This window comes from Pseudomonas sp. CFII64, from assembly GCF_000416235.1.
In the GTDB taxonomy this organism is placed as follows: domain Bacteria; phylum Pseudomonadota; class Gammaproteobacteria; order Pseudomonadales; family Pseudomonadaceae; genus Aquipseudomonas.
Window position 1 is genome coordinate 394,563 of the sequence record NZ_ATLO01000049.1, and the last position, 21,722, is coordinate 416,284.

Below are 21,722 nucleotides of genomic sequence, written 5' to 3' on the forward strand. Positions count from 1 at the left end.
AGGACCGGCTTCAGCCGGAAGGCGCCGGTTCATTCCATGCAAACGTGTCGCGTGGAATATTGCCCTCCCGGCTAAAGCCGGTCCTACGGTCGTGCCTTACAACAGAATCGTGCGGATATCGGCCAGCAGATCGCTCAGACGCTTGGTGAAGCGTGCAGCTGCGGCGCCGTTGATCACGCGGTGATCGTAGGACAACGACAGCGGCAGCATCAGTTTTGGCTGGAAGGCTTTGCCATCCCAGACCGGCTGCATGGTTGCCTTGGACACACCCAGGATCGCCACTTCAGGCGCGTTGACGATCGGCGTGAAGCCGGTGCCGCCAATGTGGCCGAGGCTGGAAATCGTGAAGCAGGCGCCTTGCATTTCGTTCGCCGAGAGTTTCTTGCTGCGGGCTTTTTCAGCCAGAACAGCGGCTTCGGCAGCAAGTTCCAGCAGGCTTTTCTTGTCGACGTCCTTGATAACCGGGACCAGCAGACCTTCCGGGGTGTCCACGGCGAAGCCGATGTTCACGTACTTCTTGCGGATGATCGCTTTGCCGCTTGGGGCCAGCGAGGCGTTGAAGTCTGGCAGTTCCTTGAGCAGGAAGGCGCAGGACTTGAGCAGCAGCGGCAGGATGGTCAGCTTGACGCCAGCCTTTTCGGCCACGGCTTTCTGCGCAACACGGAACGCTTCCAGGTCAGTGATATCGGCCTGATCGAATTGCGTGACGTGCGGGATGTTCAACCAGCTGCGATGCAGGCCGGTCGCGCCCAGTTGCATCAGGCGAGTCATCGGCACTTCTTCGATTTCACCGAAACGGCTGAAGTCGACTTCCGGAATCGGCTGGATGCCCATGCCGCCGCTTGCGCCGCCAGCTGGAGCTTCTTTGGCTTTCTGCATCATGGATTTGACGTAAACCTGCACGTCTTCCTTGAGCACGCGGCCATGCGGGCCGGTAGCGCTGACTGCGCCCAACTCGACGCCGAACTCGCGAGCCAGCTGGCGAACCGCTGGACCGGCGTGAACCTTGGCGCCGTCTTTGGCCGGTGCTTGTGCAGCAGGAGCCGCTTCGGCTTTTGGTGCAGGCGCGGCGGCCGGAGCAGCAGCTTCTGTCTTGGCCGGGGCGGCAGGCGCGGCCGCAGCTGGAGCAGGTGCGGCTGCGGGAGCAGCGCCTGCCACTTTCAATTTCAGGATCAGGTCGCCGGTGCCGACTTCGTCGTCCAGCTTGACGCTGATGGCTTCCACAACGCCTGCGGCTGGAGAGGGGATCTCCATGCTGGCCTTGTCGGATTCCAGGGTGATCAGCGATTGATCGGCGGCGATGGTGTCGCCGACCTTGACCATCAGTTCGATGATCTTGGCCTTGCCCGACGAACCGATATCCGGAACATGGATGTCCTGGACGGTTTCAGCAGCAGCGGCTGGCGCGGCAGCAGGTGCCGGAGCAGCAGCGGCTTCGGCGGGTTTTTCAGCAGGCGCGGCAGCGGCAGGAGCAGCTTCAGCCGGTGCAGCGGCAGCTTCGCCTTCGACTTCCAGCTCAAACAGTTCGTCGCCTTCTTTCAGGCGGTCGCCCAGCTTCACTTTCATGGCCTTGATGACGCCGGCCTTGGGAGCAGGGATTTCCATGCTCGCCTTGTCCGATTCCAGCGTCAGGATGCTCTGGTCGGCTTCGATGCGGTCGCCGACCTTGACCATCAACTCAATAACTTCACCTTCACCGTTGCCGATGTCGGGTACGCGAATTAGCTCACTCACAATGTCTCTCCTTCGGAGAACCTGTTCATTCGTGTGCGCTGTTGGCAGTTGCGACAAAACAGCGTCGAATGCTCATTTACCGTTCGTAAATTCCGCATCTTCGGCTGCCTTGTCGCTCCTTTTCAGCGCGCTATACGATCTCGAAGCAGACTCTTAACAATCCAGTGGGTTGCGTTTCTCAGGATCGATGCCGAACTTGGCGATGGCTTCAGCCACCACTTTAGGTTCGATATCGCCACGGTCAGCCAAGGCTTCCAGAGCGGCCAGCACTACGAAATGGCGGTCGACTTCGAAGAAGTTACGCAGTTTCTTGCGGCTGTCGCTGCGGCCGAAACCGTCAGTGCCCAGGACTTTGTATTCCTTGGTCGGAACCCACTGGCGAATCTGGTCGGCGAACAGTTTCATGTAGTCGGTCGACGCGATCACCGGACCTTTACGGCCGTTGAGGCATTCTTCCACATAGCTCAGCGCAGGTTTCTGGCCAGGATGCAGACGATTGCTGCGCTCTACGGCCAGGCCGTCGCGACGCAGTTCGTTGAAGCTGGTAACGCTCCAGACGTCAGCGCCAACATTGAACTCTTCGCGCAGGATCTTCGCTGCTTCGCGAACTTCACGCAGGATGGTGCCCGAGCCCAGCAACTGGACGTGGTGCGCCGCTTCCCGGGTGTCTTCTTCGAGCAGGTACATGCCCTTGACGATACCTTCCTCGACACCGGCCGGCATGGCTGGCTGGACGTAGGATTCGTTCATCACGGTCAGGTAGTAGAAAACATCCTGCTGTTCTTCGAACATCCGGCGCATGCCGTCCTGGATGATCACTGCCAGCTCGTAGCCGTAAGTCGGGTCGAAAGTGCGGCAGTTCGGGATGGTCGACGCCAGGATGTGGCTGTGACCGTCTTCGTGCTGCAGGCCTTCGCCGTTCAACGTGGTCCGGCCGGCGGTGCCGCCCACCAGGAAGCCACGGGTGCGGCTGTCGCCAGCGGCCCATGCCAGGTCGCCGATCCGCTGGAAACCGAACATCGAGTAGAAGATGTAGAACGGAATCATCGGCTGGTTGTGGCTGCTGTACGAAGTACCGGCAGCGATGAAGGAGGACATGGCGCCTGCTTCGTTGATGCCTTCTTCGAGAATCTGGCCTTTCTTGTCTTCGCGATAGAACATCACTTGTTCTTTATCGACTGGCTCGTAGAGCTGGCCGACGGAAGAGTAGATGCCCAGTTGGCGGAACATGCCTTCCATACCGAAGGTACGGGCTTCGTCCGGGATGATCGGCACGATGCGCGGGCCCACTTCCTTGTCCTTGACCAGTTGCGAAAGGATCCGCACGAAGGCCATGGTGGTGGAAATTTCGCGATCGCCGGAACCGTCGAGGATAGCCTTGAGGGTTTCCAGTGGCGGAGTCGGCAGGTTGAAGCTCTTGGCGCGACGCTGCGGCACGAAACCGCCCAGTGCGGCGCGACGCTCGCTCAGGTAGCGGGCTTCGGCGCTGCCTTCTTCAGGTTTGAAGAACGGCAGGCTGTCGAGCTGGTCGTCTTTGACCGGAATGTCGAAACGGTCGCGGAAGCTTTTGAGGCTGTCCACATCGACTTTCTTGGTGTTGTGCGCAGTGTTTTTCGCTTCGCCGGCGCCGGTGCCATAACCTTTGATGGTCTTGGCCAGAACCACGGTCGGTTGACCCTTGTGGTTAACGGCTTCGTGGTACGCCGCGTACATTTTGTACGGGTCGTGGCCACCACGGTTGAGCTTCCAGATTTCGTCGTCGGACAGATCAGCAACCATGGCCTTGAGTTCAGGCGAGTTGAAGAAGTGTTCACGCACGAACGCGCCGTCTTTGGCTTTGTAGTTCTGATACTCGCCGTCGATGACTTCGTCCATGCGACGTTGCAGGATACCGTCGACGTCCTTGGCCAGCAGCGGGTCCCAGAAACGGCCCCAGACCACTTTGGTCACGTTCCACTGAGCGCCACGGAACACGCCTTCGAGTTCCTGGATGATCTTGCCGTTGCCGCGTACCGGACCGTCGAGACGCTGCAGGTTGCAGTTGACGACGAAGATCAGGTTGTCGAGCTTTTCGCGGCCGGCCAGGGAAATCGCGCCCAGGGATTCTGGTTCGTCGGTTTCGCCGTCGCCCAGGAAGCACCAGACTTTCTGTTTGCCTTCCGGGATGTAGCCGCGGTGTTCCAGGTACTTCATGAAGCGCGCCTGGTAAATCGCCTGGATCGGACCCAGACCCATGGAAACGGTCGGGAACTGCCAGAAATCTTTCATCAGCCACGGGTGTGGATAAGACGACAGGCCTTTGCCATCGACTTCCTGACGGAAGTTGTTCATCTGCTCTTCGGTAATCCGGCCTTCCATGAACGCACGGGCGTAAACGCCTGGCGATGCGTGACCCTGGAAGTAGATCAGGTCGCCGCCGTGTTCGTCGGTCGGAGCCTGGAAGAAGTAGTTGAAGCCGATGTCATACAGCGTGGCGCTGGACGCGAAACTGGAGATGTGACCGCCCAGGTCAGGGTCATTCAAGTTGGTTTTCACAACCATGGCCAACGCGTTCCAGCGAACCAGCGAGCGAATGCGGCGTTCCATGAACAGGTCGCCAGGCATGCGTGCTTCGTGGGTAACGGGAATCGTGTTGCGGTAAGGCGTGGTGATGGCGTATGGCAGTTGCGAACCGCTGCGAGTAGCGAGTTCACCCATACGGGTCATCAGGTAGTGAGCACGGTCTTCGCCTTCTTTGTCGAGAACCGATTCCAGGGCGTCCAGCCATTCCTGGGTTTCGACGGGATCGAGGTCTTGCATGGCTTGCTCCAGGGCGGAAAGGCTTCCAGAATCGGTTGCCTGAGTTTGCGACTGGCCTTGTGGGCAGACGACATAAATTCTTGGATGACCGGAGATTGTTCCGGTGGCGTGTAGTTTTACTACAAATCGTCGACCATTTCAGCCTTTCGAGTTGTAAGGGCAGTAGTAAAACTACAGGTAAGCGTCTAAAACGCTCCTGTCAGGTTGTGAGATAAATCGTTACCGTTGGTGGTAATCAAATATTTTCGGACTAAAAACTGATGCTGGCTGCTACAAAAATCACTATTCCAGCAATTTATGACTTTTGTTCGACAGTCCTGCAAGTGACGTGGAACTTGACCTCCCGGCACCCAGCCCCACGCACGCCGATCAAGGATAGACCATGAGCCTACCTTCGCTGGCCGATTTGCCGGCCATCCTGCTGCCTTTAGTCACCCGGGCGCAGCAGTCGTTTCGTACATCTATAGCAGCGCTGCCCGAAGGCAGTGCCGAGTCTTTCGCCGCCTGGCCCGAATCGCGTCGCGAAGCGTTCGATAGGGTTTGCGCAGCCAGCGATTTTGTTGCCGAGCAAATCTGTCGCGACCCGCAGATGCTGCTGGACCTGGCTGACTCCGGCGAACTGGAGCGTAGCTTTGTTCCTGGCGAACTGCGCGGGCAGATTGCCGCAGCGCTGAGCGAAGCCGCTGGCGAAGATGAGCTGGGGCGTAATCTACGTCGCCAACGCACGCGTCAGCAAGTGCGGATTATCTGGCGTGATCTGACCCGCCAGGCCGATCTGGTGGAAACCTGTCGCGACCTTTCCGAGATGGCCGACGCCAGCATTGACCTGGCCTGTCGCTGGTTATACACGCGTCATTGCGAGCAATTCGGCACGCCCACCGGGCGGCGCAGCGGCGAAGTGCAGCAGATGGTCATTCTCGGCATGGGCAAGCTGGGCGCGGTGGAGCTGAACCTGTCTTCGGACATCGATCTGATCTTCGCTTACCCCGAAGGTGGTGAAACGGTCGGCGTGAAACGCCCGCTCGATAATCAGGAGTTTTTCATTCGCCTGGGCCAGCGCTTGATCAAGGCACTGGACCCGATCACCGTCGACGGTTTTGTGTTTCGCGTGGACATGCGCCTGCGGCCTTACGGTTCATCCGGGGCGCTGGTGCTCAGCTTCAATGCGCTGGAACAGTATTACCAGGACCAAGGTCGCGACTGGGAACGCTACGCCATGATCAAGGCGCGAGTAGTGGGTGGCGATCAGGCAGCGGGCCAGCAATTGCTCGACCTGCTGCGGCCGTTCGTCTATCGGCGCTACCTGGATTTTTCCGCCATCGAAGCGCTGCGCACCATGAAGCAGCTGATCCAGCAGGAAGTGCGCCGCAAAGGCATGGCCGAGAACATCAAACTCGGCGCGGGCGGCATCCGCGAAGTGGAGTTCATTGCCCAGGCGTTCCAGCTGATCCACGGCGGGCGCGACTTGAGCCTGCAACAACGGCCGCTGCTCAAGGTATTGAAAACCCTCGAAGGCCAGGGTTATCTGCCGGCGGCGGTGACCGACGAGCTGCGCGAGGGCTATGAATTCCTGCGTTACACCGAGCATGCGATCCAGGCGATTGCCGACCGACAGACGCAGATGCTTCCTGATGGCGAGCAGGATCAGGCGCGTATCGCGTTCATGCTCGGTTTCGCTGACTGGCAGAGCTTTCATGCGCAGTTGATGTACTGGCGCTGGCGGGTTTCGTGGCATTTCCGGCAAGTGATCGCCGACCCGGATTCCGATCCCGACGATGAGCAAGAGGACGAAGGTGAAGTGGTTGTCGGCGGGGAATGGCTGCCGCTGTGGGAAGAATCTCAAGATGAAGACGCCGCTTGTCGTCAGCTATTGGCTGGCGGTTTCGTCGATGCCGGAAAAGCGCTGAAACATCTGGCCGACCTGCGCAACAGCTCGCAGCTGCGCTCCATGCAGCGCCTGGGTCGTGAGCGACTCGATGCGTTCATTCCCCGTTTGCTGGCTCAGGCAGTCGAGCACGACAATCCGGATCTGGTGCTGGAACGTGTGCTGCCATTGGTCGAAGCCGTGGCGCGGCGTTCCGCTTATCTGGTGCTGCTCACGGAAAACCCTGACGCGCTGCGTCGGCTGTTGACACTGTGCGCTGCGAGTCCGTGGATTGCCGAGCAAATCGCCCGTTTTCCGCTGTTGCTCGACGAACTGCTCAACGAAGGCCGGTTGTTCAGCCCGCCGCTGGCGCCGGAGCTGGCGGCCGAATTGCGCGAGCGCCTGACGCGCATTCCCGAGGATGATCTCGAACAGCAAATGGAAGCCCTGCGTCACTTCAAGCTGGCGCATCGCTTGCGGGTCGCCGCCTCGGAAATCAGCGGCAGCTTGCCGTTGATGAAAGTCAGCGATTACCTGACCTGGCTCGCCGAGGCGATTCTTGAACAAGTGCTGGCCCTGGCCTGGCGGCACACGGTTGCCCGTCACGGCACGCCTTCGCGTCCGGATGGCAGCTTGTGCGATCCCGGCTTTGTCATTGTCGGTTACGGCAAGGTCGGCGGAATCGAGCTGGGTCATGGTTCTGACCTGGATCTGGTGTTCATTCACGACGGTGATCCACAAGCCGAAACCGATGGCGCGAAACCCATCGACAGCGCGCAATTCTTTACGCGTCTGGGCCAGCGGATCATTCATTTGCTGACCACCCAGACCAACTCGGGCCAGCTCTACGAAGTCGACATGCGCCTGCGGCCGTCCGGCGCGTCGGGTCTTCTGGTCAGCTCGCTGGGCGCGTTTGCCCGCTATCAGGAAAGCGAAGCCTGGACCTGGGAACATCAGGCGCTGGTGCGCGCGCGGGTGTTGGTCGGCAGCCGCGAAGTCGGGCAAGCCTTCGAAAGTGTCCGCGCCTCGGTGCTGGGCCGCGAACGCGACTTGCCCAAGCTGCGCCAGGAGGTCAGCGAGATGCGCGCTAAGATGCGCGGTACGCTCGGCACGCGGATCAGCGCAGCCGGAACCGGCGCCAATGCCTTTCAGGCCGCTGTGCCGTTCGATCTCAAGCAGGACGCCGGAGGTATCGTCGATATCGAATTTATGGTGCAATACGCGGCCTTGGCGTGGTCTCGGGAACATCCGGCACTGCTGCGTTACACCGATAACATCAGGATTCTGGAAGGGCTTGAAGAGGCCGGGCTGCTGCCCGCCACCGATGCCAACCTGTTGCGGGAGGCGTATAAAGTCTATCGCTCGGCCGCTCACCGCCAGGCGTTGCAGAACGAAGCCGGCGTGGTCCGGGGTGATCAGTTCGAGCCTGAGCGGCGTGAAGTGATGCGGATCTGGGGTGAGTTGGGATTGGGTTAAGCTAGGTCCGTAAGTGCGACTGTAGGATCGACCGTAGGAGCGAGAGCGTCAATTGCCCTCCCGGCTAAAGCCGGTCCTACAGTTGTGAGAGCATTAATGCTCTCCAAGCTAAAGCCGGTCCTACAGCGAGCCTCGCTCCAACTATATAAAGCTAAGACAGGGAGGCGTCAGGTTGTGTGGGAATGTCACGCAGTCTGACCGGCCTCCCTGGTCGTTTTGGAAGAAGCATGAGAATTCTGATCGTTGGGCCTAGCTGGGTCGGTGACATGGTGATGGCGCAAACGCTGTTCCAGTGCCTGAAACAGCGTTATCCCGAATGCGAAATCGACGTGTTGGCGCCCGAGTGGAGCCGGCCGATTCTTGAGCGCATGCCAGAAGTGCGCGCGGCGCTGAGCTTTCCACTGGGTCACGGCGCGCTTGAACTGGGCACGCGGCGCAGCATCGGTCGGTCCCTGAAGGGCCAATACGATCAGGCCATCCTGCTGCCCAACTCGCTCAAGTCGGCTCTGGTGCCGTTTTTTGCCGGCATCCCGAAACGTACCGGCTGGCGCGGCGAATTCCGCTACGTGCTGCTCAACGACGTGCGCACCCTCGATAAAGAACGTTATCCGTTGATGATCGAGCGCTTCATGGCCCTGGCGTACGAGCCGGGTGCCGACTTGCCGCAGCCGTATCCGCGACCGAGCCTGCGTATCGACATCGCCACCCGCGACGCTGCCTTGAGCAAATTCGGCCTGACGCTGGATCGTCCGGTGTTGGCCCTGTGCCCCGGCGCCGAGTTTGGCGAGTCCAAGCGTTGGCCCGCCGAGCATTACGCGCAAGTCGCGGAAGCGAAGATTCGTGAAGGCTGGCAGGTCTGGCTGTTCGGTTCGAAAAAAGACCATCCGGTGGGCGAAAGCATTCTGGAACGCCTGATTCCCGGCCTGCGCGAAGAAGCCGTTAACCTGAGCGGCGATACTTCCCTGGCCGAAGCCATTGATTTGCTGTCTTGCGCCGATGCCGTGGTGTCCAACGATTCCGGCCTGATGCATGTAGCTGCGGCGTTGAACCGTCCGTTGGTCGCAGTCTATGGTTCCACATCGCCAGGCTTCACGCCGCCGCTGGCCGATGAAGTGGAGATCGTGCGTCTGGGCATCGAATGCAGCCCGTGTTTTGACCGCACCTGCCGTTTCGGTCACTACAATTGCCTGCGCCTGCTTGAGCCTGAGTCGGTGATCAATGCGCTCTCAAACATGGGCGGCACGCCGGTGGAGGTTGTCTGATTTGCGGGTCTTGCTGATCAAAACTTCGTCCCTCGGGGATGTGATTCACTGTCTGCCAGCGATTACCGACGCAGCGCGGGCCTTGCCCGGTATTCAGTTCGACTGGGTGGTCGAGGAAGGTTTCGCGGAAATTCCGACCTGGCATCCGGCGGTGGGCGAGGTCATCCCGGTGGCGATTCGCCGCTGGCGCAAAAACCTCTGGCAGACGTTCAAGACCGGCGAATGGCGCCGCTTCAAGCAACGTTTGCGCGACACCCGTTATGACCTGGTGATCGACGCCCAAGGCCTGTTGAAAAGCGCCTGGCTGACCCGTTATGTGAACGCACCCGTGGCCGGGCTGGATAAAAATTCTGCACGCGAGCCGCTGAGCAGCCGCTTTTATGACCGCACCTTTCCAGTGGCGCGCGGCCAGCACGCAGTGGAACGCTTGCGCCAGTTGTTCGCTCAGGCGCTTGGCTATCAAGTGCCTGCGGGGCTGGGCGATTACGGACTGGATCGCCAACGATTGCTGGACGCGGATGCAAATCAGGCACCGTTCGTGCTGTTCCTGCACGGCACGACCTGGGCCACCAAACACTGGCCGGAGCTGTACTGGCGGCAATTGGCCGAGCGTATGGTTGAGCGCGGCCTGCAAGTGCGGCTGCCGTGGGGCAACCCGGCGGAAAAAGCCCGGGCCGAACGTATCGCCCAAGGGCTGGAGCACGCGGTGGTCCTGCCCAAACTGAATCTGGCTGGCGTCGCCAAGGTGTTGGCCAGCGCTCAGGCGTGCGTCGCGGTCGACACCGGCATCGGCCATCTGGCCGCAGCGCTGGATGTGCCGACCTTGTCGCTGTTCGGCCCGACCAACCCCGGCCTGACCGGCGCCTACGGCAAGTCGCAAGTGCATCTGGCCGCTGATTACCCAGGCTGCGCGCCGTGCCTGCAAAAGAAATGCACCTATCAACCGACGGATGAAGACCGCCGTCAGTTGGATCTCAAACGCGAGTGGCCAGTGTGCTTCACTCGCTTGAATCCCGAGCGAGTGGCGAGCCAACTGGGCGCGCTGTTGCTGGCAAAGGAACCTGTCTGATGCAACTGGCTTTCGTACTCTACAAATACTTCCCGTTCGGCGGGCTGCAACGCGACTTCATGCGTATCGCTCTGGAGTGCCAGCAGCGCGGGCATCAGATTCGCGTCTACACCCTGATCTGGGAAGGCGAAGTGCCGCCGGGTTTCGAAGTGCTGGTTGCCCCGGTCAAGGCGTTCTTCAACCATCGACGCAATGAAAAGCTCTCCGCCTGGATGGCGGCGGACCTGGCCAAACGCCCGGTGGATCGCCTGATCGGCTTCAACAAAATGCCGGGCCTGGACGTGTATTACGCCGCCGACGGCTGTTTCGAGGACAAGGCGCAAAACCTGCGGCACTCGCTGTATCGCCAATGGGGCCGTTATCGCCACTTCGCCGAATACGAGCGTGCGGTGTTCGCCAAGGACGCGAAAACCCAGGTGCTGATGATTTCCGAAGTGCAGCAGCCGCTGTTCATCAAGTATTACGACACGCCGTTGTCGCGCTTCCATCTGCTGCCGCCGGGCATTGCTCAGGATCGTCGCGCACCGCCGCAAGCGCCGCAGATTCGCGCTGAGTTCCGCAAGGAATTCGGCCTGGCCGACGACGATTTGCTGCTGGTGCAGATCGGCTCCGGGTTCAAGACCAAGGGCGTGGATCGCAGCCTCAAGGCGCTGGCCGCATTGCCCGCCGAGCTGAAAAAACGCACGCGGCTGTTTGTAATCGGCCAGGACGACCCCAAAGTATTCCAACTGCAGAGCGCCACCCTGGGCTTGGGCGATCACGTGACCTTCATGAAAGGCCGCAGCGATATCCCGCGTTTCCTGATGGGTGCCGACGTACTGATTCATCCGGCTTACAACGAAAACACCGGCACCGTGTTGCTTGAAGCGCTGGTTGCCGGCTTGCCGGTGCTGGTCAGCGCCGTATGCGGTTACGCCCACTACATTGCCGAGGCCGACAGCGGGCTGGTGCTGGACGAGCCGTTCGATCAGGCTCAGCTCAATCAATACCTGAAAACGATGCTTGCCGACGACGCCGCGCGTGCAGCGTGGAGCAAGAACGGTCTGGCTTTCGCCGATTCAGCGGACCTGTACAGCATGCCGCAGCACGCGGCCGATGTGATTCTGGCGGAGCACTACCCATGAAGTTGTTCCTTGCTGAACCTTTCAAGACGCTTTGGGCCGGACGCGATGCGTTCGCCGAAGTCGAGCGTCTGGACGGTCAGGTTTATCGCGAACTCGAAGGTCGGCGCACCCTGCGTACCGAAGTCGAGGGGCGCGGGTATTTCGTCAAGATCCATCGCGGCATCGGTTGGGGCGAAGTCGCCAAGAACCTCATTACCGCCAAATTGCCGGTGCTGGGCGCGGGCAAGGAATGGGAAGCCATCGCCCGCCTCAAGGAAGTCGGCGTGCCCACCATGACCGCCGTGGCTTATGGCGAGCGGGGCAGCAATCCGGCGGCGCAGCATTCGTTCATCGTCACTGAAGAGCTGGCGCCCACCGAAAGCCTGGAAGACGTCAGCATCAATTGGCGCAACGAGCCGCCGGAGCCGCGCCTGAAACGGGCGTTTATCGCCGAAGTGGCGCGCATGGTCGGCATGATGCATCGCGCCGGGGTCAACCATCGCGACTGTTATATCTGCCACTTTCTGCTGCACACCGACACGCCGGTGACCGCTGATGATTTCCGCCTGTCGGTGATCGACCTGCATCGCGCCCAGACGCGCCGGGTGATTACCCCGCGCTGGCGCAACAAGGATCTGGCGGCCCTGTATTTCTCGGCGCTGGACATCGGCCTGACCCGACGCGACAAACTGCGTTTCCTCAAAGGCTATTTCCAGCAGCCGCTGCGCCAGATTCTCGCCGAGGAAGCCCGGCTGCTGCGCTGGCTGGAAATGAAAGCCGACAAGCTGTATCAGCGCAAAGTGCGTTACGGGGATGCGCTCTGATGGCGGGTTGGAATCTGGAACCGGCTTACGCCTTTCTCGCCGAGGACTTCGGCAGTCTGGACGCCGTGTTCGCCCTGCAAGGCGAGCGCCTGACTCGCGACCCCTTGTCCGAAGTGATCCGCGTGCAGCGCGATGGGGTCAATTACTACGTCAAACGTTACGTCGGCGCGGGCAAAGGCTTGCGTCGCTATCTGGGCCGCCCTCGGGTCAAGTCCGAATGGCAAAACCTCAAGCGCTTCGCCAAATGGGGCATTCCCACGGCGGACGTCATTGCCTGGGGCCTGGAGCGCAAGGGCACATCGTATGACCGTGGCGCATTGATCACCCGCGAACTACCCAACACCGAAGACTTGTCAGCATTGGCGCTGCGCAACGATCCGCTGCTGGCTGATCGGCAGTGGGTCGATGGCGTCAGCCGCCAACTGGCGCGCTACACCCGCGCCATGCACGATCAGCACTTCACCCACAACGATTTGAAGTGGCGCAATTTGTTGGTGGATGATCAGGCCAAACTGTTTCTGATCGACTGCCCCAACGGCGCTTTCTGGTGGAGTTTCATGCTGCGCTACCGGATCACCAAGGATCTGGCCTGCCTGGACAAAGTGGCGAAATATCATCTGTCCGCCACTCAGCGCCTGCGCTTCTATCTGCAGTATCGGCAGCGGGCGCGACTCAACGCTTCCGACAAGAAACGTATCCGCCATATCGTCAGCTTTTTTGAGGGACGCGAATGACCGATTTCATTGCACAAACCGAGCGGCCTTTGCTGGAACGCCACGGCCTGGCTGATTTTCAGTCGCTGTGGGAAGTCCAGCTGGATGCCGTCGATGAGCCCAACACCGGACGCGGCGGCTGGAGCAGTGTGTTTCGTCTGGAGCTGGAAGGCTCGGGCTTCTATCTGAAACGGCAGAGCAATTACCTGATGCACACCTGGCATCACCCGTTTGGCGAGCCTTCGTTCTCACGGGAATTCCGCAACATCAGTCGCTACGAAAAGCTCGGTATCCCGGCGCTGCACGCGGTGTTCTACGGTGAGATCAAGATCGGGCCCGAGCGCCGGGCCATTCTGTTGACCCGTGCGCTGGACAGCTGGACCGATCTGGATACCTTGCTGCAGCAATGGCCGGAACTGACCACGTCCCAGCAATCGGCGATCCTGCAAGCCTGCGGCCAACTGGCGCGCACGCTGCACGGCGCGGGGCAGGTGCATGGCTGTTTTTATCCCAAGCATATTTTCCTCAAGGCCAAGGCCGATGCCTACCTGGCACAGCTGATCGATCTGGAGAAAACCCGGACGCTGCTGTTCGGCAAGCGGGATCGGGTCAAGGATCTGGAGCCGTTGTTGCGCCGCGCGCCGATGTGGAGCGAGTCCCATGTTCGCGAGCTGCTGGCGGCGTATCTGCAATCGGGCATCGACAGCCCGGTTGTCGATCAATGGTGCGCACGCCTGGGCAAGCGCGGCAGTCACAAGCGCAGTCTGCAGCGCAATGACCAGAAAGAGACCCGCTGATGCGTTTGTCTGAACTCAAGGCGGCGGGCCGTACGCCTGCAATGCCAATGAATCTGGCTCTGGCCGACGCGGCAGGCCCGGCCGAGCTGCAACTGTTGAGCTTGTTGCGCGTGCTGCCGGGGCAACGTTATGTCGGCGCTGGCGTGTGGCGCGGGCGTCCGGTACTGGCCAAATTACTGGTTGGGCCCAAAGCTGCGCGACACTTTCAACGCGAACTGGCCGGTGTCCGGTTGCTGGCTCAGCAAGGGCTGACCACGCCGCTGCTGTTGGCTGACGGCTTGCAGGAAGGCGAGGGCGGCTGGCTGTTGTTCGAACTGCTGGAGCCCGCGCAAAGCCTGGGCAATGCCTGGGCAGAAGTGGAAAACCAGACGTCGCTGAGCGATGAACAGCAGAGCGTATTGGCCGAAGCACTGACCGCCATCGCGCAGTTACATGCCAAGGGCCTGTGGCAGGAAGACCTGCACCTGGACAACCTGCTGCGCCACGACGGCAAGTTGTACTTGATCGACGGCGCCGGGATTCGTGCCGAAGAAGCTGGCAAGCCGCTGTCCCGGCAAAAAGTGCTGGAAAACCTCGGCGTGTTTTTCGCGCAACTGCCCAAGGCGTTCGAGCCGTTCATTGAAGAATTGTCGGTGCATTATTTGCTCAGCAACGGCGAACATGGCTTGCCCATGGAAGCCTTGCAGAAGCAGATCGACAAGGTGCGCAGCTGGCGCCTGAAAGATTTTCTCGACAAGACCGGGCGTGATTGCAGCCTGTTCAGTGTCGTTGACGGCGCGTCCGAACTGCGGGCGATCCGCCGCGAAGAAGAAGCGGCGATGTTGCCAGTGCTGGCCGAGGCCGATGCGCTGCTTGACCAAGGTCATCTGTACAAGACCGGCGGCGCGGCGAGCGTCGGCAAAGTCCAGGTCGACGGCCGTACGCTGGTCATCAAGCGCTACAACATCAAGGACTTTGCCCATTGGCTGAAACGCTTCTGGCGGCCAAGCCGGGCATGGCATTCCTGGCGCGAAGGCAACCGGCTGATGTTCCTCGGCATCGCCACGCCCAAACCGCTGGCGGTGCAGGAGCAACGTTTCCTTGGCTTGCGGCGCACGGCTTATCTGGTGACCGAGTTTCTGCCGGGGCCGGACATCATCGAACGATTTGCGCCCTATGTCGCATCGGGTGAAGCGCCGGAGGCGGAGCTGGTGGCACTGGATAACCTGTTCGCGCAGCTGATTGGCGAGCGCATCAGCCACGGCGATTTGAAGGGCCACAATGTGTTCTGGGATCAGGATCGCTGGGCCTTGATCGACCTTGACGCCATGTGCCAACACAGTTCGGCAGCGTCCTTCGCCACCGCCTTCGCCCGCGACCGCGCCCGCTTCATGCGCAACTGGCCAGTGGACAGCGCGCTGCACCAATTGCTGGAGCAGCGCTTGCCGAAGATAGTTTGACCTGGGTGGGCCGTACTCGTGGGACCGGACTTGTCCGGGAAAGCGGTCGGTGCAGGTACCGCGTTGGTCAGGCTCATTTATGCTGGCCCAGCTGACGCCATCGGGGACAAGTCCCCTCCTACCGGGTTGCATATCACTTGTAGGACCGGACTTGTCCGGGAAAGCGGTCGGTGCAGGTACCGCGTTGGTCAGGCCCAATGATGCTGGGCCATCTGACGCCATCGGGGACAAGTCCCCTCCTGCCAGCTTTGCAACAGCAATTTGCTTATCAAGCCATGCGCGTCAGGTTCATTTCCTCCAGTGCTCTGATCAGCGCATCCATGTCGTCGAAAGGCTGGGCATGCACCGGGCGCCAGGTGGGGCGCTCGATGTAGATCTTGCCTTCAGCGTTAACCTCGACCGGGGTGTGCAGAATGCTGCTGTCCCGGGAGTGGTGAATGATGGTCATTTGTCCACCTGCGTGGGGCTCGATGGCGAACATGCCGGCTCGCGGCAGGCGTTGTTCGATTGACAGAGGCATTGGTGCGCGTGGCTGGGCCGGCGCGACGGCGGTATCGAGCTCTACCCGATAATCGCTTTTGAGAAAACTGGATGTGCTGCCCAGCTGATCGCTCACCGTGGCACCCGTGTCAAAGGCCGGAGGCCTGGCTTGGCCTGGCCTCACGTCGATCACGCGCAGGCCGATCCCGCCTTCAAGTTCGGCCAGCCCGGGAACGATTTTCTCGAACGTATTGACATGAGTATTGCCTACCAGGGCGATCCACTTATGTGCCCCGATGACGTCCTGATGCCTGCGAATCGTGCGGGAAGCGTAATAACTGAACATCTGTTGACGCGTGGTGGGTCCGGAATCGATACCTTTGATGTGGTAACTCGCGGCGCAGTCCAGGGCGCGCACTTCGATGCCGTTCTGCCGGGCTTTGATCACCAGATTTTCGAAGGTGTAGATTTTGCCGGGGTCGGTCATATGGCCGCTGTCCATTTGCTTCAGTTCGTGCAGCAATGTTTTGGTTATCTCGCCGGTTTCGAAAAAACGCTCCAGATCGGCCTGGTGCAGGTCGCTGAGCAGATGCTCCATGTACAGCGTCTTGACGTTGTGCTTTGTCAGCAGTGGCAGGTTGTCGAGGATCAGTTTTTTACTGGCAACCGACGCGTGAGCCTCTCCCACCACTACGCTATCGGTCTTCGCATAGAGGGCGTTCAGGAAATCCGCCAGGCTGGTGTCAGGCGTGATAACCGGCAATTCAGGCCGTGGCGGCAAGTCTGCGGTGATGATGGCGCGGGCGTCCTGTTGCAGTTTGCGGCGTAGCTCGAAAAACTGTTCCTGCACGGCCCTTAGTTCCTCGTCACGGAGGAAATAACCCGAGTCAAGCCCGCGCCGCTCGAAGTTTGCCAATTGATGCAGCGTATTGCGTGAAGGAACCGGTATTTCGTAAACCGGGTCACTGAGTGACAGTGCGATAGCGGTTGGCGGATGCTCAGTGGCCCAGCTTTGCGGGTCAACCCGGTCCCAGCCTTTGTAGGCGTCCCAGCGGAACCCGTGTGCGCCGGCGTAGCGATCAGTTCTCGGTTTGCGGGTGGTCGCGACTTCCAGCGTAGAGGGGTTCAGATGAATCTCCACTGGCGCCTCGCCGGTCAGATATAAATACAGTTTGTCGTCCAGACCCTGGGTATGACTTTCCGTGAATACCGGTGTCGGAGCGGCTTCGGGAATCGCCGGGTTGGCAACTTGCAGCCGAAAGTCCGCCTTGGCTGCCGGGTCGCTGGGAATATAGCCGGCGACATCAGGAGCAATACGGGTTGAGGTTCGCGCGGGCACATCTTCGATTCGTACGCTGATAACACCTTGCAGCTCAGCGATGCCAGGTAGTTCTTTGTGGGTGGTGGCCAGCTTTTGGTCAAGCAACGCTATCCAGCGCCTGGCCGGATGCGCCGCGACGTCGCTGCTGATGAGTTTGTGGCCGAAGAAATTGCTCATTTTCTGAGCAGCTTCAGGGTCGCCCACTACCGCCTTCATAGGATGGTCGGCGTAGGGGTAGCTGACCGCAGAACTGAACGGGCGGACCTCAATGTCGTAACGATGGGCGGTTTTCACCAGGTGGTAATAGTCGAACTCGGCGACTTCGGTATTCAATTCGCCATCGTTGAGCGACCGCAGGTGATATCTGATGTTGTGGGAGCCCGAACGATTGTTTTGGGCGAGCTTGCGATATTTCGCCAGTTTTTCCAGATGCTGGTCGGTGAACAGGTGTTCGATATACAGCACCTGGACCCGGTGTTCTGCCAGCAGTGGCATGTTGAGGATAAGCAAACGCTTGCTCGCCACGGATCTTGGCGCTTCAGCTATGACCAGGCCATTGGTCTGTGCGTAGGCACTTTCCAGTACGCTCTGCAGGCTGGCCGATGCATCCAGCGCTGGCAATGTCGGGTGTGGCGGGAGCGGCGGATGCGCGAAAAAGGCGTTGGCGTCGCGGTATAGATCCTGACGCAAGGTTTGATATCTGCCACGCATCACGGCGTATTGTTTGTCAAAGTAACTTTCCAGGCCCAGCCCGGTCGGATCGAGACTCTTGTGACTGATGATCTGTGCCAGATGCTGGCGCATGTGCTCGGGCAGTTCATAGTTGCTCAGCGCCGACAAGTCAGCCGTCTCTTCCTGCAGCGCCGTGAACCCCGTCTGACCCTCGCGCCCGCCGCCTTGCAAGCGGGTGCGGTCGATCAGTTGCCACTTGCCCTGCTGGTCCAGGCTTACCGGCTGCTTGCCGAAGAACGCGTACGGATTTGCCGGATCAACGATGTTCCAGACCCGCATCCGGGCATCGAATTGCACTTGATAGGTGGCTCCGCTCAGCTCGATGTAGTGCTGGCCGTTGACCTGACTCACCCCCGCCCCATGACCGTCAGCAATGGGTTGTACATCACGCAACGAGACGTCCACGACGAACTCGCGCTTGATACCGTTGTGAACCTTCGCGGTCGCGGCATCGATGTCGTGGGCCAGTGGTTGCCAGCTACCGCTTGTGCCTTGCCTGACGAATTGCCCCGTCACTTCGGGTTCGCCGGAAAAATACGAATTTCGGAACACAGGCGCATGGCCGTTAGCGTTGGCGTGCCCGATCCAGAGCGGTTCGTTGCCCACGCGCACGGGAAACAGGTCAGCGTATTGGGGCAGTCCGGATGCGTGCTCGACAGGTTTGAGCACCGATTGTCGTCCGGTCGGGTAGTTGAGTCGTCGCAACACACCGCCAAAACCCTTCAGGCCCACGCTTGCATCACCTGCGGCGCCGAGGCTGTTGAGCATGGAGGTCAGGATCCACGCGCTGGCGGCTTTGGTGTCACCCTCTCCCAGCGCCTGAAATGCGCGCACGGTGTCATGCATGGCCAGCAGTGCGCCGACGGCAAAGCTGACGGGTGGAAATGGCAGGGTAGCAACCGTGACGATCAGTTCAACGGTGTTCCAGACCAGCCTGGTGATCATCTCGTTGCGCCCGGTCGTGGTTTCTTCCACGTCACGAAGCCTGCGCAGGAGCGGACGGTTGAAACAGACGTCAGCAACATTCGCGATGAATTCCTTGGGCAGGAAGGGCGGCTTGCTGGCGTTGCCCTCGCGCATGTCGTGGAGAAAAAACGACAGGTTTTTGCGCGCCTTGATGCGGCAGCGATCCTTGTAGTAATCGATCATGCCCTCGTTGTCGAGCGAGGCGGTGAAGTCGCCAAATAGACGGAACTCGATCCCGTCGGGTGCTTGCGGCGTATACAGGAGCGCAGCCTGCCTGATGGTGGTCGGCAGGATCGCGAAGCAGCCCTGTACCGTTTCTACATGCGTCAATTGCGTGCTGGGGATGACCAGTTGATCCACACCTGTCAGCTTTGTGGCGATGAACGGTTTGTCGACATGGATCTGCAACGGATACAGCGGGTATTGCTCGCGCGTGCTGACATCATCCAGATGAAGGCGCTCGATCGACGCTTGCAGCCACGCATACTGTTGCTCGTTGATATGGCCTTTCAGGTGACTGCGCAGCGCCGCCGCTTTCATCTGCAACTGGGTCATCACAACGCTGGTCTTGCGGCGATAGGCGTAGCCTTCGCTGTCCGCGTTGAGCAGCGAGTGCCTGATCAACGCAATGTAGTCGTCGCCCAGCCATTTGCCGCGCACTGAACCTGCGACTTTGCGTGGCGACAACGCGCTCAGGTCCACGCCATCCGGGCCGCTGAACGTTGCCATGGTATCGGCGCTGCTGTGGACGAAATCGACGCTGTCGTCGTAGCCGTTGAGCAGCATGTCGGTGTATGTAACGGTTTCCCGCTCGCTGGTGATCACAATCAGGTCGGGGTCGACCGTGCCGGCCGGCTTGTTCAGGAGTTGATTGATTTTCTGGCTGGCTCGCTGATGGACATACTCCTTGAACGGCTGGACGCGGGTGTGGGGCTTGGCCTGGTAATTGTCTAGCGCGCCCGCAGCGGCATCTTCCAGCGCCACCAGTTCCTGACGCTGCGCCGCGCTGGCCTGTACGTACCATTGAGGACTGTGGCTGGCCTGTTCGGAAAGCGCCACGCGCACATGCTCCTCGGCGAAGGTGCGCAAACCGGCGTCGAAATCCGGCAGGTCGATCAGTTGCAGGAAGTCCGCCGCCGGATAAGGCTTGAGCCTGAGCGCCGCCAATTGTGCTTGCAACTGCGGGCGAGCGGATAGCTCGGCTTGCTTGAGCAAGTAATCGCAAAGTGTATCGGAGGCCGCCCAGCCGACCAGTTCATGTAGCAACCGGGTTTCAGTGTTGAACGCCATGCAGCGCCGGTCGCGTGGCGCATCGGCGGCGAACAACACCAGGCGCTCGAGCTGTCCCCGAGCGTTCTCTTTACGCAAAATCAGCAGTTTGCCCATGACGTTGCGATTGCTCAGCCTGATCTGCTGGACCCGCAGCGTTGGATTGGCAGCGGCCCGAGTCGGGTCTGCAGCCGTCTCGAACAGGACAAAATCTTCGGGCTGGATATGGCCCTGCATTTTTGCCGTGCAGGCCAGCGCGGTGATCTGTCTGCGGGTCAGCATCGTCATGAGTTGGCGATGACCTTCATTGTGATAAGTCGCCCGCTGATACTCGATAAAGCTCATTCGTACGTCGAGTTCGTCTATCTGTCGAGCAATCCAGGCCGGGTTCAAGGACGCGCAGGCGGCCTCCAGCGGAGCATCGTCAAGGCTGAACGTGGTGCGAGTGAGGAACGGCGATCCCTCCTGGCGATCTCCCGGATGCAGGCCGTACAAAGCCAGCTCACTCAGCGAGCGGGTCACGGTGTAGGACTCGCCCGTCAGTGGCAACGTTCGTCGCGTGCTGATCATGATGGCGCCGGGGTCCAGTTCAAAGCCCAGATCATCCGCCATCCTCCTGCGTAGATTCGCTTCGGCAAAGCGCGCTGGCGACCCCGCCGGCCCAAGTGCGCTGAGCGTTGCTGCACGGGCGTCATCGTAGCGGCGCAGGTGTTCGGCGTAAGTGTTCAGGTCATCCGGGCTGGCGATCTTGATCCAGTCCGGCAGGCTTCGGCGGTAACGGCTCTCAAGGTAAGCCAGTTCGCGTAGCTCCAGCATCGCGGTCGGCCCGAACAGACCGAGCATGTCGATGGCGCCTTGAATAAGGACTTGGCCATTTTGCGGGCTGTGGTCATCAACATTCGCGCAGGCGTAGCGCACATCATCGCGCTGTTTGTTCAGCAGACTGTCGAAGGCGTGAGCAAAGGGTTCCCCGGTCAGAAGCTGCATCTGCACATCAGGCTCGATGAATGGCTCCAGATGCAGGTCCGGGTCGCGGCTGATTTTTGCCAATTGGTCGTGGTGGCGCTGCGCCAGACAATTGAATAGAGCCTCCTTGTGCAGGGGGTTATTCAGCCATTGGACAAGTGTTTCGCGCATCTGCGTCCGGGTCGCAAAACCCGTCACTCCAAAACCGGGCAGCAGCAATAACGTCCGGCCTTGCGTGTGGGTGAACACCAACGCTCCGGCGATTTCAACCGGCTCGCCATCATCCAGGCTCAAGTGCAGGCAATAGGTTGTCGTCGTGGCGGCTGTCGGGGCTTCCTCGCGGCCAGCAGAGGCGGGAAGGCAGGCCGCATCGTCGGGATAAAGGTCACGCTCGTGAATCTTGACGCTCACTTCGTCACGCAATGACCGTCGCATGGCGCTGACGAACTGTTCATAGCGACTCTCGCCCATTTGGCTCGGCGCGTCCCAATAGGCATTGATACGTTGCAACAGACGGGACACTTGCGACGCTCGTCGAACAGCATTCGGCGTCGCCAGAGCATCCAGTAGTGCCGTTTCAGGTGCGGGTAATGCCTTGAGCTCATTGGTCAGGCCGGCACTCAGTTCGCCAAGCCTTTTCAGCGCTGCCGTGGCCATGGGTAAGGTGATGGTGGGAAATTGAGGAACCGGGGTCAGTGTCTGCATCTGATTTCTACTTCGCGATAGGCACTCCAAAAGAGCACCGAGGTTTGATTGAGAGCCGTAAGGCTGTTGAAATTTTTCTCAATCAATCAGAAGCGGAGGGCGGGTGGGGTGTAGATAAATATTGGAGTGTGAAAGTGCAGTGGGGTGGTGTATCAGAAAGGTCCGACAAACATCGTATCCAGGTAAGCGGAGCCGATTAGGCT

At 60.1% G+C, this 21,722-nt stretch carries 11 protein-coding genes; 8 read left to right on the top strand and 3 right to left on the bottom strand.

What is annotated here, in order from left to right; genetic code table 11:
• Positions 1 to 96 precede the first annotated feature (96 nt).
• Together aceF and aceE are read right to left on the bottom strand one after the other, a co-directional pair.
• Entirely contained in the window at positions 97 to 1,734 is a 1,638-nt protein-coding gene (gene aceF, locus CFII64_RS24710; protein WP_020293598.1) for a dihydrolipoyllysine-residue acetyltransferase, read from the bottom strand.
• 153 nt (positions 1,735 to 1,887) lie between these two features.
• On the bottom strand, positions 1,888 to 4,533 hold the full coding sequence (aceE, locus tag CFII64_RS24715) for a pyruvate dehydrogenase (acetyl-transferring), homodimeric type (protein WP_020293599.1): 2,646 nt from the start codon (positions 4,531 to 4,533) through the stop codon (positions 1,888 to 1,890).
• Between the two features lie 382 nt (positions 4,534 to 4,915).
• On the opposite strand from aceE, the gene glnE reads away from it, so the two are divergent.
• The 8 genes from glnE (at position 4,916) to CFII64_RS24755 (ending at position 15,080) form a co-directional block, all read left to right on the top strand.
• Positions 4,916 to 7,873: a bifunctional [glutamate--ammonia ligase]-adenylyl-L-tyrosine phosphorylase/[glutamate--ammonia-ligase] adenylyltransferase gene (gene glnE / locus CFII64_RS24720; RefSeq protein WP_020293600.1), complete on the top strand. Its 2,958-nt coding sequence runs from the start codon at positions 4,916 to 4,918 to the stop codon at positions 7,871 to 7,873.
• Between the two features lie 227 nt (positions 7,874 to 8,100).
• Complete coding sequence (gene waaF / locus CFII64_RS24725; protein ID WP_020293601.1) at positions 8,101 to 9,135, top strand: lipopolysaccharide heptosyltransferase II; 1,035 nt, start codon at positions 8,101 to 8,103, stop codon at positions 9,133 to 9,135.
• A 1-nt stretch (position 9,136) separates the two neighbouring features.
• The gene (gene waaC / locus CFII64_RS24730) at positions 9,137 to 10,204 is read left to right on the top strand and encodes a lipopolysaccharide heptosyltransferase I (RefSeq protein ID WP_020293602.1); all 1,068 of its coding nucleotides are present in this window, start codon (positions 9,137 to 9,139) and stop codon (positions 10,202 to 10,204) included.
• Positions 10,204 to 11,328, top strand: a complete 1,125-nt coding sequence (locus CFII64_RS24735) for a glycosyltransferase family 4 protein (RefSeq protein ID WP_020293603.1) — start codon at positions 10,204 to 10,206, stop codon at positions 11,326 to 11,328. Before waaC ends, CFII64_RS24735 begins: the two co-directional genes overlap by 1 nt.
• Positions 11,325 to 12,131 carry a lipopolysaccharide core heptose(I) kinase RfaP gene (gene rfaP, locus CFII64_RS24740; RefSeq protein WP_020293604.1) on the top strand — a complete coding sequence of 269 codons (807 nt, stop codon included), beginning with the start codon at positions 11,325 to 11,327 and terminating at the stop codon, positions 12,129 to 12,131. The genes CFII64_RS24735 and rfaP overlap by 4 nt, the downstream gene beginning before the upstream one ends.
• A complete protein-coding gene (locus tag CFII64_RS24745; protein ID WP_020293605.1) occupies positions 12,131 to 12,865 on the top strand; it encodes a lipopolysaccharide kinase InaA family protein in 735 nt (244 codons plus the stop codon). The genes rfaP and CFII64_RS24745 overlap by 1 nt, the downstream gene beginning before the upstream one ends.
• Positions 12,862 to 13,641 carry a lipopolysaccharide kinase InaA family protein gene (locus CFII64_RS24750; protein WP_020293606.1) on the top strand — a complete coding sequence of 260 codons (780 nt, stop codon included), beginning with the start codon at positions 12,862 to 12,864 and terminating at the stop codon, positions 13,639 to 13,641. Before CFII64_RS24745 ends, CFII64_RS24750 begins: the two co-directional genes overlap by 4 nt.
• Complete coding sequence (locus CFII64_RS24755; protein ID WP_020293607.1) at positions 13,641 to 15,080, top strand: lipopolysaccharide kinase InaA family protein; 1,440 nt, start codon at positions 13,641 to 13,643, stop codon at positions 15,078 to 15,080. The genes CFII64_RS24750 and CFII64_RS24755 overlap by 1 nt, the downstream gene beginning before the upstream one ends.
• A gap of 268 nt (positions 15,081 to 15,348) precedes the next feature.
• Here the strand turns inward: CFII64_RS24755 and CFII64_RS24760 are convergent, their stop codons facing one another.
• Positions 15,349 to 21,519 carry a membrane-targeted effector domain-containing toxin gene (locus tag CFII64_RS24760; RefSeq protein WP_020293608.1) on the bottom strand — a complete coding sequence of 2,057 codons (6,171 nt, stop codon included), beginning with the start codon at positions 21,517 to 21,519 and terminating at the stop codon, positions 15,349 to 15,351.
• Positions 21,520 to 21,722 lie beyond the last annotated feature (203 nt).